The sequence below is a fragment of the Streptomyces sp. NPDC057253 genome, from assembly GCF_042669125.1.
Classification (GTDB): domain Bacteria; phylum Actinomycetota; class Actinomycetes; order Streptomycetales; family Streptomycetaceae; genus Streptomyces.
The window spans coordinates 38,211-53,323 of sequence record NZ_JBHUXV010000068.1; the positions used below are offsets into that span (position 1 = coordinate 38,211).

Consider the following 15,113-nt stretch of genomic DNA (forward strand, 5'->3'; position numbering starts at 1 on the left):
CATCTGAGAGCAATCTCTGGCACTCAGTGCCTTGCACGGTGGCACGCGGTGTCTTACGTTGAGGGTGTCCGGGCGGCCGGCGTGCAGAGACCTTTCGTACGCCGGCTGTCCCAGCAAGTCATCGACCTGCCCGCCCGGACGCCTGCGTCACAGGCAACCTCCCGCGCCACAAAGCGCTGCCGAACAGCATGACCGCCGAACCGACGGCACCGACGTAACCCTCAGCGTCTCCCCTCAAGACGCCATTCGCCGGAGGCAACACCGTGACCGTGAAGGACATCCTGGACGCGATCCAGTCGCCGGACTCGACCCCGGCCGACTTCGCCGCACTGCCGCTCCCCGAGTCGTACCGCGCGATCACCGTGCACAAGGACGAGACGGAGATGTTCGCGGGGCTCGACTCCCGCGACAAGGACCCGCGCAAGTCGATCCACCTCGACGACGTGCCGGTGCCCGAACTCGGCCCGGGCGAGGCCCTGGTCGCCGTCATGGCATCGAGTGTCAACTACAACTCGGTGTGGACCTCGATCTTCGAGCCGCTGTCGACCTTCGGCTTCCTGGAGCGCTACGGCCGCACCAACGACCTGGCCAAGCGCCACGACCTGCCGTACCACATCATCGGCTCCGACCTCGCGGGCGTCGTCCTGCGCACCGGCCCCGGCGTCAACGCCTGGAAGCCCGGCGACGAGGTCGTCGCGCACTGCCTGAGCGTCGAGATGGAGTCGAGCGACGGCCACAACGACACCATGCTCGACCCGGAGCAGCGCATCTGGGGCTTCGAGACCAACTTCGGCGGCCTCGCGGAGGTCGCGCTGGTCAAGTCGAACCAGCTGATGCCCAAGCCGGACCACCTCAGCTGGGAGGAGGCCGCCGCCCCCGGCCTGGTCAACTCGACCGCGTACCGGCAGCTCGTCTCCCGCAACGGCGCCGGCATGAAGCAGGGCGACAACGTCCTGATCTGGGGTGCGAGCGGTGGACTCGGGTCGTACGCCACGCAGTTCGCCCTCGCCGGCGGCGCCAACCCGATCTGTGTCGTCTCCAGCGACCAGAAGGCGGACATCTGCCGCTCGATGGGCGCGGAGGCGATCATCGACCGCAACGCCGAGGGCTACAAGTTCTGGAAGGACGAGCAGACCCAGGACCCCAAGGAGTGGAAGCGCTTCGGCAAGCGCATCCGTGAGCTCACCGGCGGCGAGGACATCGACATCGTCTTCGAGCACCCGGGCCGCGAGACCTTCGGCGCCTCCGTGTTCGTCACCCGCAAGGGCGGCACCATCACCACCTGCGCCTCCACCTCGGGCTACATGCACGAGTACGACAACCGCTATCTGTGGATGTCCCTGAAGCGGATCATCGGCTCGCACTTCGCCAACTACCGCGAGGCCTGGGAGGCCAACCGGCTCATCGCGAAGGGCAAGATCCACCCCACTCTGTCGAAGGTCTACTCCCTGGAGGAGACCGGCCAGGCGGCCTACGACGTGCACCGCAACCTCCACCAGGGCAAGGTCGGCGTGCTGTGCCTCGCCCCCGAGGAGGGTCTCGGCGTGCGCGACGAGGAGAAGCGCGCCCAGCACATCGACGCCATCAACCGCTTCCGCAACGTCTGAGACACCCGGGGTCATAGATGACTGAGCGTCAGCCCGCCGAAGGCGTGCGGAACAAGGACCGGCCGTGGCTCATGCGCACGTACGCCGGTCACTCCACGGCCGAGGCGTCCAACGAGCTGTACCGGCGCAACCTCGCCAAGGGCCAGACGGGTCTGTCGGTCGCCTTCGACCTGCCGACCCAGACCGGCTACGACTCCGACCACATCCTCGCCCGCGGCGAGGTGGGCCGGGTCGGCGTGCCGATCGCGCACCTCGGTGACATGCGCCGGCTGTTCCAGGACATCCCCCTGGAGCAGATGAACACCTCGATGACGATCAACGCCACCGCCATGTGGCTGCTGGCGCTCTACCAGGTCGTCGCCGAGGAGCAGGGTGCGGACATCACCCAGCTCCAGGGCACGACCCAGAACGACATCGTCAAGGAGTACCTGTCCCGCGGGACGCACGTCTTCCCGCCGGGGCCGAGCCTCCGGCTGACGACGGACATGATCGCGTACACGGTCTCCCACATGCCGAAGTGGAACCCGATCAACATCTGCAGCTACCACCTGCAGGAGGCGGGCGCCACGCCGGTCCAGGAGATCGCGTACGCGATGTCCACGGCCATCGCGGTCCTGGACGCCGTCCGGGACTCCGGCCAGGTGCCGCAGGAGCGCATGGGCGACGTCGTCGGCCGTATCTCCTTCTTCGTGAACGCGGGTGTCCGCTTCATCGAGGAGATGTGCAAGATGCGCGCCTTCGGCCGCATCTGGGACCAGGTCACGCGTGAGCGCTACGGCATCGAGAACCCCAAGCACCGCCGCTTCCGGTACGGCGTCCAGGTCAACTCCCTGGGGCTGACCGAGGCGCAGCCGGAGAACAACGTCCAGCGGATCGTGCTGGAGATGCTGGCCGTGACGCTCTCCAAGGACGCACGCGCGCGTGCAGTGCAGCTGCCGGCCTGGAACGAGGCGCTGGGGCTGCCCCGGCCCTGGGACCAGCAGTGGTCGCTGCGCATCCAGCAGGTCCTCGCCCACGAGAGCGACCTGCTGGAGTACGAGGACATCTTCGAGGGCTCGCACGTCATCGAGGCGAAGGTGAGCAGGCTCGTCGAGGAGTCGCTCGCGGAGATCGAGCGGATCCAGGAGATGGGCGGCGCGATGGCGGCCGTCGAGTCGGGCTATCTGAAGTCGCAGCTCGTCTCCTCGCACGCCGAGCGGCGGGCCCGTATCGAGTCCGGTCAAGAGAAGATCGTGGGCGTCAACATCTTCAACACGACCGAGCCCAATCCACTGACCGCGGATCTCGATCAAGCGATCCAGACAGTCGATCCAGCTGTCGAGGCCCGGGTCATCCAGTCGTTGCAGAACTGGCGCGACACCCGCTACCAGCCGCCCTTCAACCACCCGCGCCCCTGCAAGGCGCTGGAGAAGCTGAAGGAGGCCGCGCGCGGCACCGGCAACCTCATGGAGGCCACCCTGGAGTGCGCCCGCGCGGGTGCCACGACCGGCGAGTGGGCCGGGGCCCTGCGGGAGGTGTTCGGGGAGTTCCGGGCGCCCACGGGCGTCTCCTCGGCGCCGGTGGCGGTCCCCGCGGAGGAGGGCTCGGCCATGGCCGACGTCCGCCGCAAGGTGGACCTCACGGCGAAGGACCTCGGTGTCGGCAAGCTGCGCTTCCTGGTCGGCAAGCCGGGCCTGGACGGGCACTCCAACGGCGCCGAGCAGATCGCGGTACGCGCGCGTGACGCCGGCTTCGAGGTGGTCTACCAGGGCATCCGGCTGACGCCCGAGCAGATAGTGGACGCGGCGCTCGCGGAGGACGTGCACGCGGTCGGGCTGTCGATCCTGTCCGGCTCGCACGCCCAGCTCGTTCCGGACGTGCTGGAGCGGCTCAGTGTGGCCGGTGCCACAGATGTACCCGTCATCGCCGGTGGGATCATCCCCAATGGAGACGCCGAACAGCTCAGGGCTGCCGGCGTGGCCGCGGTCTTCACCCCGAAGGACTTCGACATCACCGGCATCATCGGCCGCATCGTCGACGAGATCCGGAAAGCGAACAAGCTCGACCCCCTGGAGGTCCCCGCATGACCGTCAACCGTCTGCGTCCCCGCCGCTCGTGTCTCGCGGTACCGGGAAGCAACCCCCGCTTCCTGGAGAAGGCGCAGGGCCTCCCGGCGGACCAGGTCTTCCTCGACCTGGAGGACGCGTGCGCCCCGCTCGCCAAGCCCGAGGCGCGGCACACCATCGTCAAGTTCCTCAACGAGGGTGACTGGACCGGCAAGACGAGGGTCGTGCGCGTCAACGACTGGACGACCGAGTGGACGTACCGCGATGTCGTCACGGTCGTGGAGGGCGCTGGCCAGAACCTCGACTGCATCATGCTGCCGAAGGTGCAGACGGCCGAGCAGATCGTGGCCCTGGACCTGCTGCTGACGCAGATCGAGAAGACGATGGGCTTCGAGGTCGGCAAGATCGGCATCGAGGCGCAGATCGAGAACGCGCAGGGCCTGAACAACGTCAACGAGATCGCGACCGCGTCCCAGCGCGTCGAGACGATCATCTTCGGCCCGGCCGACTTCATGGCGTCGATCAACATGAAGTCGCTGGTCGTGGGCGAGCAGCCGCCCGGCTACCCGGCGGACGCCTACCACTACATCCTGATGAAGATCCTGATGGCGGCCCGCGCCAACAACCTCCAGGCGATCGACGGCCCCTACCTCCAGATCCGCAACATCGACGGCTACCGCGAGGTCGCCCAGCGCGCCGCGGCCCTCGGTTTCGACGGCAAGTGGGTGCTGCACCCGGGCCAGGTCGAGGCGTCCAACGAGATCTTCTCGCCCTCCCAGGAGGACTACGACCACGCCGAGCTGATCCTGGACGCGTACGACTACTACACGTCCGAGGCGGGCGGCAAGAAGGGCTCGGCGATGCTCGGCGACGAGATGATCGACGAGGCCAGCCGCAAGATGGCGCTGGTCATCTCCGGCAAGGGGCGCGCGGCCGGCATGCAGCGCACCTCCAAGTTCGAGATCCCGGAGGCCTGAGCGCGATGCAGTTCGGACGCACCTACGAGGAGTTCGAGGTCGGCGCGGTCTACAAGCACTGGCCCGGGAAGACGGTCACCGAGTACGACGACCACCTCTTCTGCCTCCTGACCATGAACCACCACCCGCTCCACATGGACGTCAACTACGCCGAGAAGACGACCGACTTCGGCAAGAACGTGGTGGTCGGGAACTACATCTACTCCCTGCTGCTCGGCATGTCGGTGCCGGACGTCTCCGGCAAGGCGATCGCCAACCTGGAGATCGAGTCGCTCAAGCACGTGGCGCCGACCTTCCACGGGGACACGATCTACGGCCAGACGACCGTGCTCGACAAGTGGCCCTCCAAGTCGAAGAACGACCGCGGGATCGTCCACGTCGAGACCAAGGGCTACAAGCAGGACGGCACGCTGGTCTGCGTGTTCCGCCGCAAGGTCATGGTGCCCACCGAGACCTACATCAAGGAGCGCGGCGGCGAGCAGCCCGGCCGCCCGGAACTTCAGGAGGGCTGAGCCCGATGGCACGCCTCGCCCAGACCGCCGGTCTGACGGACATCCAGCAGGAGATCCTGTCCACCGTCCGGGACTTCGTGGACAAGGAGATCATCCCGGTCGCGACCGAGCTGGAGCACCGCGACGAGTACCCGCAGCAGATCGTCGACGGGCTCAAGGAGTTGGGCCTGTTCGGCCTGATGATCCCCGAGGAGTACGGCGGTCTGGGCGAGTCCCTCCTGACCTACGCGCTGTGCGTCGAGGAGATCGCCCGCGGGTGGATGTCGGTGTCCGGCATCATCAACACCCACTTCATCGTGGCGTACATGCTCAAGCAGCACGGCACGCAGGAGCAGAAGGACCACTTCCTGCCGAGGATGGCGGCCGGCGACATCCGGGGCGCGTTCTCGATGTCGGAGCCGGGCCTGGGCTCGGATGTGTCCGCCATCACGTCGAAGGCGGTCAAGGACGGCGACGAGTACGTCCTGAACGGGCAGAAGATGTGGCTCACGAACGGCGGAACGTCAAGTCTGGTCGCCGTTCTCGTCCGAAGTGATGAAGGACACCCCGAGGGCACCGCACCCCACAAGTCGATGACGACCTTCCTGATCGAGAAGGAGCCCGGTTTCGGAGAGGTCCGCCCCGGCCTCACCATCCCCGGGAAGATCGACAAGATGGGCTACAAGGGTGTCGACACCACCGAACTGATCATGGATGGCCTGCGGCTTCCGGCCGATCGGGTGCTCGGCGGGACCACCGGCCGAGGTTTTTACCAAATGATGGACGGCGTGGAAGTGGGCCGCGTGAATGTGGCGGCGCGTGGCTGCGGCGTCGCTCAGCGTGCCTTCGAACTGGGTGTCCAGTACGCCCAGCAGCGCCACACTTTCGGCAAGCCGATCGCCCAGCACCAGGCGATTCAGTTCAAGCTGGCCGAGATGGCTACCAAGGTCGAGGCCGCGCATGCGATGATGGTCAACGCGGCACGCAAAAAGGACTCCGGGGAGCGAAACGACCTTGAGGCAGGGATGGCGAAGTACCTCGCCTCCGAATACTGCAAGGAGGTCGTGGAAGACGCCTTCCGGATCCACGGCGGCTACGGCTTCTCCAAGGAGTACGAGATCGAGCGTCTCTACCGTGAGGCGCCGATGCTGCTGATCGGTGAAGGTACCGCCGAGATCCAGAAAATGATCATCGGCCGCAGGCTGCTCGAAGAGTATCGTTCTCAAGGCTAGATGTCCGGATACGGGGTGTTTTCTTGGAGAAGAAGATCACACCCCGTCGACGGGCTTCAGCCGTCGACTCGGCTTCCTGGCTTGCCCAGTTGTGGCCTCCGACCGGTACGATCCCGGAAAGCCGCCGTCCCCCGTCTAGTGCGCGGCATCATCCGCTACGAAGGTCATCCATGCCCCACAGCCAAACCTCTGCACCTCGCGACAGCCTGGCAGGCGTACGCCTGGCGCGCGGAGCATCGCCGTGGCTCCTTCCGACCGTCGCCACCGCAGCCGTCAGCCTGCTGCGCGCACGCCGCTCCGGCGTCGCGAAGGCCGTCGCCGTGCCCACCACCGCGCTGGCGGCGGGCATGCTGTGGTTCTTCCGCGACCCCGAGCGCGAGATCGCCCCGGGCCGGGTCATCTCCCCGGCCGACGGCGTGGTGCAGAGCATCATGCCGTGGAAGGACGGTCGCACCCGCGTCGCGATCTTCATGAGCCCGCTCAACGTCCACGTCAACCGCGCGCCGCTCTCCGGCACGGTGACGTCGGTCGAGCACATCCCCGGTGGGTTCGTGCCGGCGTTCAACAAGGAGAGCGAGAACAACGAGCGCGTCGTCTGGCACTTCGACACCGAGCTCGGTGACATCGAGATGATCCAGATCGCCGGCGCGGTGGCCCGCCGTATCGTCCCCTACATCCCGCAGGGCACGAAGGTCGAGCAGGGTGAGCGCATCGGTCTGATCCGCTTCGGCTCACGCGTCGACATCTACCTGCCCGAGGGCGTGGAGGTCGCGGTCGAGGTCGGCCAGAAGACGGTGGCTGGGGTGACTCGCATTGACCGTGATTGATCCCGAGACACAGGCGGGCTGGGTGCCCGAGGCCGACGAGGTGGACGACGAGGAGGAGATGCCTCTTTCTCTCCGCCTCTCAATAGCGGACACCCTCACCCTCGGCAATGCCACGTGCGGCTTCATGGCGGTGTACTTCACCACCACCGGCATCCTGATCCCGCACCTCACCGACAGCCAGGAATCCGGCATGGCGCGCAACAGCGCGGCCACCGCCGTCATCCTGATGCTGTGCGCCGCGGTCTTCGACCTGTTCGACGGCCTGGTGGCACGCAAGCTGCGGTCCTCGCCGATGGGCGCGGAGCTGGACAACCTCTCCGACCTGATCAGCTTCGGCCTCGCGCCGGCGTACTTCGTCCTCGTCTACGGCATGGTGGCGGACGACGCGTCGCAGAAGGTGGCCGCGGTCGGGGCGGTGGTGGTGCTCCTCGCGGTGGTGCTGAGACTCGCGCGGTTCTCCTGCGTGACGGTGAAGGACGGCACCTTCCAGGGCATGCCGTCCCCGTTCGGCGCGCTGACGGTGGTCTCGATCGTCCTCCTGGAGCTGCCCTTCGTGGCGACGCTCCTGGCGATCCTCGGGACGGCGTGGCTGATGGTGAGCCGGGTCGAGTACCCGAAGCCGCGGGGCCGCCTCGCGGTCGGGATGCTCTCCTGGATCGTGCTGGGCATGGGCCTTCTCGCGGCCTGGGCGTTCGGCGCGCCGGGCGGCCAGCTCCTGCTCCAGACGGGTTGCGCCCTCCAGCTGGTGATGGGCGCGGTGATCCCCCTGTTCGCCACGGCCCGCCGGGTGAACAACTTCCGCGACAACCGTCGTGAGGCACGCGCGGCGCAGCTGCCGTAACGAATGCTCGTGGGTGAGGGGCTCGAACCGATTCCGGTTCGAGCCCCTCAGTCGTTCTCAGGCCCCCGGTGTGTACGCCTTCGCCGCCTCGGAGGCCCCTGCCTCCCGTACGACCTTCATGCCGCCCGTCACGCTCTTGTCCGGCTGGAGGATCACGCTCTCGTGGGAGGACGGGGACTTCGGGTCGGTGAAGTCCTGGGTGACGCCGAAGCCGATGTCGTAGGAGTCGATCGACAGCAGGGCCTTGTCGACGCCCTCCCTCGTGAGGTCCTTGGCGGTGCAGGCCTTCTTCAGCGCCTCGCCGAAGGCCGACGCGGCGGTCCAGCCGGCGACGATGCCGTTGTCCAGGGCGTCGTCCGGGTAGGCGGCCCGGTAGTCGGCGACCAGCTTCTTCGCCTCGGGCGTGTCCGCGCCGATGGGGAGCGAGGGCGAGGCCACGTAGTAGTTCTTCATCAGGGCCGGGCCCGCCTGGGTGGCGAGCAGTTGGGGCGCGAACGCCGAGTTGTTGCCGATCACCGGCACGCCGAAGCCGCTCGCCGCCGCCACCCCGACCAGCGAGGCCGCCTGCCGTGGCCCCGCGCTGATCACGATCGCCTTGACCCCGGCCTGTTTGAGGGCGGTGACCTGGGCCGTCATGTCGTTGTCGGTCGGCTTGATCTTCTGCTCGACGACGGTCAGCCCGGCCTCCTTGGCGATGTGCTTCGAACCGGCCAGCGCGCTCTCGCCGTAGTCGCCCTCGAAGTACACATGGCCGACCTTGTCGCCCTTCTTGATCCCCTTCTCCTTGATCAGGAAGTCGACCGCGTTGATGGTCTCGATGTCGTACGTGGATCCGATGACCCGGATGTACGGGCTGCCCAGCAGCGCCGACGACCAGGCCTGCGGCAGCACCAGCGCCTTGTCCTGGCCGTCGATCCGCTGCTTGACCGCGGCGACGAACGGCGAGCCGATGAACTGCGCGAAGCCCAGCACCTTCGGCTCCAGCTCGGTGTAGCCGGACACGGCCTTCTGCGGGTCGTAGCCGTGGTCGCGGACCGAGAGGGCGACCTTGTAGCCGCAGACGCCCCCGGCGGCGTTGAGCTGCTTCACATACAGCTGCTGGGCCTGGGTGACGCTCTTGCCGAGGGTCGCGTAGACGCCGGTCATGTCGGTGAGCGCGCCGAGGCTGATCGTCTTGCCGGAGACCCCCTCGCCCGTCTTCACCCCGCCCGCGGCCGCCTTGTCGCCGTCCCCGTCGGAGTCCTTGGCCTTGGAGCTGCACCCGGCCAGCAGCAGCAGCGCGGCGAGGGCACCGGCGGCGGTCCTGGTCACGTACGTCGTCGTGATCATCGTTCCTCCGTGTGGGTTCTGGTGCGACGCCGGGCGGCCACGCCGACCAGGCCGCCGGGCAGGAACAGCACCACCAGCACGACGGCGGCGCCGTAGAGGTACCGGGAGGCCTCGCCCGGTGCGATCCCGCCCGTGCCGGGGGCGGAGACGAGGGGCAGCGCGTCGCTCCAGCGGGTCAGCAGCTGCGGCAGCAGGGAGACGAAGACGGCCCCGGCGACCGCCCCGGAGACCGAGCCGAGCCCGCCGATGACGATCATCGCGAGGTATTCGAGCGACAGCGTGATGCCGAAGTAGTCGGGCACCGTCCGCTGGAAGACCAGCGCGAGCAGGACGCCCGCCAGTCCCGCGTACATCGACGACAGCACGAACACGGCGGCCCGGTGGCGGGCGACCGGCACGCCGAGGACCCCGGCCGCGATGCGGTGGTCGCGGATGGCGTTCATGGCCCGCCCCGGACGGCCGCGCAGGACACCCCGGGCGAACAGCGCGCCGGCCGCCAGCAGCACGAGACCGGCGTACCAGAGCTTCTCCGCCGACCCGAACGGCACCGCGGCGACCAGGAGTTCACGGTCGTCGAAGGTGAGGCCGAACAGGCTCAGCGGCGGTACGTCACGGCCGTTGGCGCCGCCCGTGAGGTCGTGCGCGTTGAACATCACGTGCTGGCCGATGAAGACGAGCGCGAGCGTGGCGATGCCCAGGTAGGCGCCGCTGAGCCGCCCGGAGATGGGGCTGAACAGTCCGCCCGCGACCCCCGCGACCAGCACCGCGAGCACGGCCGCGAGCCAGGTCGGCAGGCCGAGGCCGGTCAGCCCGTCGCCGCCGTCGGCCGCGAACACGCAGTAGCCGTAGGCCCCGACGGCGAGGAAGAAGGCGTGCCCCATGGAGAGCTGGCCGGTCGCGCCGGTGAGGAGGTTGATGCCGATCGCGCCGATCGCCGCGGCCATCGCGAACAGGCCCGCCTGGAGCCAGAACCGGTCCAGGTAGAAGGGCAGGGCGAGGAGCAGGACGGCCGTCGCGGTCCAGAGGTACGTCCGTGCGCTCAGGAACCTGAGCGGTCTCACCAGGGCCTCAGACACGGGCGAGCTCCTTGGTGCCGAACAGCCCCGCGGGCCGTATGAGCAGGATCGCGACCATCACGAGGTAGGGGGCGAGGTCCCCCAACCCCCGGCCCAGGAAGGTCAGGTCGCTCTGGTAGCCGGTGGCCAGGGACTCGGTGACGCCGACCAGCAGTCCGCCCACCAGGGCGCCCGTCGTCGAGTCGAGGCCGCCGAGGATGGCCGCCGGGAACGCCTTGAGCGCGGCGAGCGAGGTGGCCCGCTCCAGCCCTGGCGTCGGGAAGACGGTGAGGAACAGGGCGGCCACGGCGGCGAGTCCGCCCGCCACCGCCCACGCGCCGAGCGACACCCGCCCGAGCCGTACGCCCATCAGCGCGGCGGTCTCCGCGCTCTCCGCCGCCGCCCGCATGGCCACACCCCACGACGTGTACCGGAAGGCCAGCAGGAACGCCGTGATGAGCAGCGCGGCGGCCACGAACGCGGCGATCCGGGTGTGGGCGAGGGAGATCGGCCCGACCTTCAGCACCTCGTCGCCCCACGGGTCACCGAGCGCGAGGACGTCGGTGCCGATACGGCGGGTCAGTTCGGTCGTCAGCAGGATGTCGACGCCGATGGTGACGATGGCCAGCACGCTGTGGTCGCTGCCCCGGTAGCGCCGCATCACCAGGAACTCCACGGCCGCCCCGACCAGCGCGGCCCCCGCGATCCCCACGAGCAGCGCGGGCCAGAACCCGAGGTCGTCGTGGAGGCTCGCGGTGACGTATCCGCCCGCCAACAGCAGTGAGGCGTGGGCGAAGTTGACGACCTCGGTGGCCCGGAAGATCACCACGAACCCGAGCGCGATCAGTGCGTACACCGACCCCAACGAGACGCCGTTCAGCAGGATTTCGGCGAAGGTGCTCATGACGCCGTCCCCAAGTACGCCTGTACGACGGCCGGATCGTTCTGTACGTCGGCCGGGGCGCCGTCGGCGATCCGGCGCCCGAAGTCCAGTACGGTCACCGCGTCCGCGAGCCGCATCACCACCCCCATGTCGTGTTCGACCAGCACGATCGAGATGCCGAGGGAGTCGCGGAGACCCGCGATCACCGCGGCCGTCCGGCGCCGTTCGTCGGCGGTCATGCCCGCGACCGGCTCGTCGAGAAGCAGCAGGCGGGGCTCCATGCAGAGCGCGCGGGCGAGTTCGGCGAGCTTCTGCTGCCCGTACGGCAGGGAGCCGGCGGGCCTCGCCAGGCAGTCCGCGATGCCGACGAACTCGGCGATCTCCCGGACGCGTTCACGGTGCCGGTGCTCCTCCCGGGCCGCCGACGGCAGCCGAAGTCCCGCGGCGAGGAAACCGGTTCGGGTGAGCCGGTGACGGCCCAGCAGCAGGCAGTCCTCGACGGAGGCCCGGGGCGGCAGGGCGAGGTTCTGGAAGATGCGGGCCACGCCGAGCGCGGCGATGCGGTGCGCGGGCATGCCGGTCAGCTCGTGCGCGCCGAAGCGGACGCTGCCCGCGGTGGCCCGGTAGACCCCGGACAGAACGTTGAAGCAGGTGGATTTTCCTGCCCCGTTGGGGCCGATGAGGGCGTGGACGGTGCCGGGGCGGACGGTGAAACCTACGTCGTCGAGGGCGGTGAGTCCGGCGAAGCGGACGGTGAGGTGGCTCACCTCCAGGGCAGGGAGGGTCGAAGGCGGGGCGGTGGAGGCTGGTGGGGTCACCCCTCCCACCTCGCCAGGGTCCGTCCGGTCGCCTGCTCCGCGTCCGCCGCCGCGTCCTCGTCGACCACGCCCAGGTAGCGGCGGCGGACCTCGTCGGAGGCGGCGAGTTCGGCGGCCGGGCCCGAGAGGGTGACCTCGCCGACTTCGAGGACGTACGCGCGCGTGGCGAGGCGCAGGGCGAGGGCCGCGTTCTGTTCGACGAGGAGGACCGAGGTGCCCTGGGCGTTGATCTCGCGGACGGTGTCGGCGATCCGCCGGGCCATGAGCGGGGCGAGGCCGAGGGAGGGTTCGTCGAGGAGGAGGACCTGGGGTGCAGCCATCAGGGCGCGGGCGACGGCGAGCATCTGCTGCTCGCCGCCGGACAGGAGCCCGGCGCGCTGGTCCGCGCGTTCGGCGAGCACCGGGAACAGCGCGTGGACCCGGTCGAGGGCTGCGGCGCGGCCCGATCTGCTGCCGCCGAGGGCGCCCGCGCGGAGGTTGTCGGCGACTGTCATGCGGGCGAACACCCTTCTTCCCTCGGGTACTTGGGAGACTCCGGCGGCGACCACCCGGTCGGGGGGCAGCTGGTCGAGGCGGCGGCCGTCCAGGGTCACCGTGCCCCCGGTGACCGCGCCGCCGTGGAAGGAGAGGGTGCGGCTGATCGCGCGGAGCAGGGTGGACTTGCCCGCGCCGTTGCCGCCGAGCACCGTCACCACGGCTCCCTCGGGCACCTCCAGGGACACCCGGCGCAGGGCGCGCACGGGGCCGTATCCGACCGACAGGTCCTGGACGACCAGTGCGGCTCCGGTCATGGACTCCCCCCTTGTCCGTACTCGGTGTGGCGCTCACCCCAGCACCGGTTCAGGCGTCCGTCCACGGCCCCCGGCGGAATCGCTGCGGGTGCCCAGCGGGCCGGTGCCGCCGTTGTGCGCGCGCACAACACCGCGTGTCAGGGGCCTGTGCGCGGCCGGGTCCGGGTGGCATCCTCCGAGGATGGGAGGGCGAAGGCCGCGTACGGGTCATGACTGGAAGCTGCTCGCGGAGTCCTGCACGGCTCTGCTGGAACGGGTGCCGGAGCTCGTCGACGAGCACCTCAGGCAACTCACCGACCACTCCCCCCTCTACGGCCAGGTGCTGGCGTACGACCAGCAGTGGCGGGAGGCGGAGGAGGCAATCCGGATCGGCATCGAGACGATCTCCGCGCCCCGGGACTCACCGCGCCGCGACCTGGAGTGCGCCGAGGACGCGGGCCGGCGCCGGGCCCACCAGGGGCTGCCGCTGGACCTCCTGGTGCACGCCTATCGCAACGCCGGTTACCTGGTGTGGGACGCGCTCGTGGAGGGGACGACCGGGCGGGAGCCGGAGCGGCTCGCGGCGCTGATGCGGTCGACGACGATGGTGTGGTCGGCGGTGGACGCGCAGGCGCAGGCGGCCTCGGAGGCGTACCGGGCCACCGAGGCGGAGCTTCGGCGGCGCACGGACGAGCAGTTGCAGGCGCTTCTGGACGCCCTGCTGGAGGGGCAGACCACGCCCGGGCTCGCGGCGCGGGCGGCGGCGGGGCTCGATCTGCCGGAGCACGGGCCGTACGCGGTGGTGGTGCTGCGGGCCGAGCGGCGGGAGTCGGCCGAGCGGCCGCTGCGGGGCGCCGGGTTCCGGTTCATCTGGCGGATGCGGGCCGACGGCGAGGTGGCGGTCGTTGCGCTCGCCCCCGGTCAGGGCCTGGACGGAGTGGCGCGGGCGTTGGAGGGGCGCTGTTCCGGGCCGGGCGGGATCAGTCCGGTGGTGCCGGGCCTGGCCGAGCTGGGGCGGGCCCGGCGGCTCGCCGAGCTGGCGCTGCGCACGTGTCCGCCGGACGGCACCGCGGTCGTACGCCTTGACCAGCGAATGCCGACCGCGCTCGTGGTGAGCCAGCCGGAGCTGGCCGACCGGCTGGTGTCGGACGTGTTCGGGGCGCTCCTGGAGCTGGAGCCCGCCGACCGGGCCGTGCTCCTGGAGACCCTCGACGTGTGGCTGCTCTGCGAGGGCTCCGCGGGCCGGGCCGCCGGACGCCTCTACTGCCACCGCAACACGGTCTTCAACCGGTTACGCCGCCTGGAGCAGCTCACGTCCCGCTCCCTGGCCCGGCCCCGGGACCTGATCGAGATGACCCTGGCCCTGGACGCGTACCGGTTGTCGGGCGGGCGGCGGTGAGCCGGGCCGAGGCTGGGCCCCGGCCGGCGGCCGACCGGGCCGGGGTCAGGTCAGGAAGTCGCGGCCGATCCGTTCCGCCACGTTCTCCAGGATCGGGCCCGCCTCGGAGATGCACTTCTGGATGTCGGGCTCGGCGTCGGTGAGTGGGTAGGCGCGGCGGATGCCCGCCCTGCCGATGGCCTCCGGGGGCAGCGCGAGGCGGCCGCACACGGCGACGACCTCCTTGCCCTTGGCGCGGGCGGCCGCGGCGACGCCCGCCGGGGCCTTGCCGTGCAGGGTCTGCTCGTCGAGGGAGCCCTCGCCGGTGATCACCAGGTCGGCCCACTCCAGCGCGGGCGCGAAGCCGAGGACGTCGAGCATGACGTCGATGCCGGGGCGGAACCGGGCCCCGACTAGGAGGGCGCCGTAGCCGATGCCGCCGGCCGCGCCCGCACCCGGCGCGGCCGCGTACTCGGCGGCCTTCGCGCCGACGGCGTTCTCCAGGACCTTGGCGTAGTGCGCGAGGGCGCTGTCGAGGGCCTGGACGTCGTCCGGGGAGGCGCCCTTCTGCGGGCCGTAGACCGCGGGCGCGCCCTTGGGGCCGGTCAGCGGGTTGTCGACATCGCTGGCCAGGATGAACTCGACGGCCGCGAGCCGCGGGTCCAGGCCCGACAGATCGGCCGTGGCGAGCTCGGCGAGGCCTTCGCCGCCGGGCGCCACGGGCTCGCCGTCGGCGTCCAGGAAACGCGCGCCGAGAGCCGAGAGCATGCCGGCGCCGCCGTCCGTGGTGGCGCTGCCGCCGACCCCGAACACGATGGTGCGGGCGCCCGCGTCCAGCGCGGCGCGCAGCAGCTCTCCGG

14 protein-coding genes are annotated in these 15,113 nt (G+C 70.0%); 8 read left to right on the top strand and 6 right to left on the bottom strand.

What is annotated here, in order from left to right; all coding sequences use genetic code 11:
• The first annotated feature begins 263 nt into the window (after positions 1–263).
• The 7 genes from ccrA (at position 264) to pssA (ending at position 8,020) form a co-directional block, all read left to right on the top strand.
• A complete protein-coding gene (gene ccrA / locus ACFULQ_RS30660; RefSeq protein WP_383550152.1) occupies positions 264–1,607 on the top strand; it encodes a crotonyl-CoA carboxylase/reductase in 1,344 nt (447 codons plus the stop codon).
• A 17-nt stretch (positions 1,608–1,624) separates the two neighbouring features.
• Positions 1,625–3,673 carry a protein meaA gene (locus ACFULQ_RS30665; RefSeq protein WP_383550155.1) on the top strand — a complete coding sequence of 683 codons (2,049 nt, stop codon included), beginning with the start codon at positions 1,625–1,627 and terminating at the stop codon, positions 3,671–3,673.
• The gene (locus ACFULQ_RS30670) at positions 3,670–4,629 is read left to right on the top strand and encodes a CoA ester lyase (protein WP_031475710.1); all 960 of its coding nucleotides are present in this window, start codon (positions 3,670–3,672) and stop codon (positions 4,627–4,629) included. The genes ACFULQ_RS30665 and ACFULQ_RS30670 overlap by 4 nt, the downstream gene beginning before the upstream one ends.
• Positions 4,630–4,634: 5 nt before the next feature.
• Positions 4,635–5,141 carry a MaoC family dehydratase gene (locus ACFULQ_RS30675; RefSeq protein ID WP_356590282.1) on the top strand — a complete coding sequence of 169 codons (507 nt, stop codon included), beginning with the start codon at positions 4,635–4,637 and terminating at the stop codon, positions 5,139–5,141.
• Positions 5,142–5,146: 5 nt separating this feature from the next.
• Complete coding sequence (locus ACFULQ_RS30680; RefSeq protein WP_383550159.1) at positions 5,147–6,352, top strand: acyl-CoA dehydrogenase family protein; 1,206 nt, start codon at positions 5,147–5,149, stop codon at positions 6,350–6,352.
• Positions 6,353–6,522: 170 nt separating this feature from the next.
• The gene (locus ACFULQ_RS30685; protein ID WP_383550162.1) at positions 6,523–7,179 is read left to right on the top strand and encodes a phosphatidylserine decarboxylase; all 657 of its coding nucleotides are present in this window, start codon (positions 6,523–6,525) and stop codon (positions 7,177–7,179) included.
• 22 nt (positions 7,180–7,201) lie between these two features.
• Positions 7,202–8,020 (top strand): CDP-diacylglycerol--serine O-phosphatidyltransferase, encoded by an 819-nt coding sequence (gene pssA, locus ACFULQ_RS30690; RefSeq protein ID WP_028808900.1) that lies wholly within the window; start codon positions 7,202–7,204, stop codon positions 8,018–8,020.
• 57 nt (positions 8,021–8,077) lie between these two features.
• On the opposite strand, the gene ACFULQ_RS30695 is transcribed toward pssA, so the two are convergent.
• The 5 genes from ACFULQ_RS30695 to ACFULQ_RS30715 are packed head-to-tail and all read right to left on the bottom strand — an operon-like array spanning position 8,078 to position 12,896.
• Complete coding sequence (locus ACFULQ_RS30695; protein WP_383550165.1) at positions 8,078–9,349, bottom strand: ABC transporter substrate-binding protein; 1,272 nt, start codon at positions 9,347–9,349, stop codon at positions 8,078–8,080.
• Positions 9,346–10,425, bottom strand: coding sequence for a branched-chain amino acid ABC transporter permease (locus tag ACFULQ_RS30700; protein ID WP_383550168.1), 1,080 nt, complete (start codon positions 10,423–10,425; stop codon positions 9,346–9,348). The genes ACFULQ_RS30695 and ACFULQ_RS30700 overlap by 4 nt, the downstream gene beginning before the upstream one ends.
• A complete protein-coding gene (locus tag ACFULQ_RS30705; RefSeq protein ID WP_383550170.1) occupies positions 10,418–11,308 on the bottom strand; it encodes a branched-chain amino acid ABC transporter permease in 891 nt (296 codons plus the stop codon). Before ACFULQ_RS30705 ends, ACFULQ_RS30700 begins: the two co-directional genes overlap by 8 nt.
• Positions 11,305–12,105, bottom strand: coding sequence for an ABC transporter ATP-binding protein (locus ACFULQ_RS30710; RefSeq protein WP_383550173.1), 801 nt, complete (start codon positions 12,103–12,105; stop codon positions 11,305–11,307). Before ACFULQ_RS30710 ends, ACFULQ_RS30705 begins: the two co-directional genes overlap by 4 nt.
• Positions 12,102–12,896: an ABC transporter ATP-binding protein gene (locus ACFULQ_RS30715; RefSeq protein WP_383550176.1), complete on the bottom strand. Its 795-nt coding sequence runs from the start codon at positions 12,894–12,896 to the stop codon at positions 12,102–12,104. The genes ACFULQ_RS30710 and ACFULQ_RS30715 overlap by 4 nt, the downstream gene beginning before the upstream one ends.
• 181 nt (positions 12,897–13,077) lie before the next feature.
• Between ACFULQ_RS30715 and ACFULQ_RS30720 the strand changes: the two genes are divergently transcribed.
• Complete coding sequence (locus ACFULQ_RS30720) at positions 13,078–14,274, top strand: PucR family transcriptional regulator (RefSeq protein ID WP_383550178.1); 1,197 nt, start codon at positions 13,078–13,080, stop codon at positions 14,272–14,274.
• 45 nt (positions 14,275–14,319) lie between these two features.
• Here the strand turns inward: ACFULQ_RS30720 and ACFULQ_RS30725 are convergent.
• Positions 14,320–15,113 (bottom strand): glycerate kinase (locus ACFULQ_RS30725; protein ID WP_383550181.1); only part of this gene is annotated, 794 nt, incomplete at its 5' end.

Excerpts from the sequence above, each read along its gene's own strand:
- ACFULQ_RS30665 (WP_383550155.1), top strand. The coding sequence starts at position 1,625 with ATGACTGAGCGTCAGCCCGCCGAAGGCGTGCGGAACAAGGACCGGCCG.
- ACFULQ_RS30670 (WP_031475710.1), top strand. The coding sequence starts at position 3,670 with ATGACCGTCAACCGTCTGCGTCCCCGCCGCTCGTGTCTCGCGGTACCG.
- ACFULQ_RS30675 (WP_356590282.1), top strand. The coding sequence starts at position 4,635 with ATGCAGTTCGGACGCACCTACGAGGAGTTCGAGGTCGGCGCGGTCTAC.
- ACFULQ_RS30680 (WP_383550159.1), top strand. The coding sequence starts at position 5,147 with ATGGCACGCCTCGCCCAGACCGCCGGTCTGACGGACATCCAGCAGGAG.
- ACFULQ_RS30685 (WP_383550162.1), top strand. The coding sequence starts at position 6,523 with ATGCCCCACAGCCAAACCTCTGCACCTCGCGACAGCCTGGCAGGCGTA.
- ACFULQ_RS30695 (WP_383550165.1), bottom strand. The coding sequence starts at position 9,349 with ATGATCACGACGACGTACGTGACCAGGACCGCCGCCGGTGCCCTCGCC.
- ACFULQ_RS30705 (WP_383550170.1), bottom strand. The coding sequence starts at position 11,308 with ATGAGCACCTTCGCCGAAATCCTGCTGAACGGCGTCTCGTTGGGGTCG.
- ACFULQ_RS30715 (WP_383550176.1), bottom strand. The coding sequence starts at position 12,896 with ATGACCGGAGCCGCACTGGTCGTCCAGGACCTGTCGGTCGGATACGGC.
- ACFULQ_RS30720 (WP_383550178.1), top strand. The coding sequence starts at position 13,078 with ATGGGAGGGCGAAGGCCGCGTACGGGTCATGACTGGAAGCTGCTCGCG.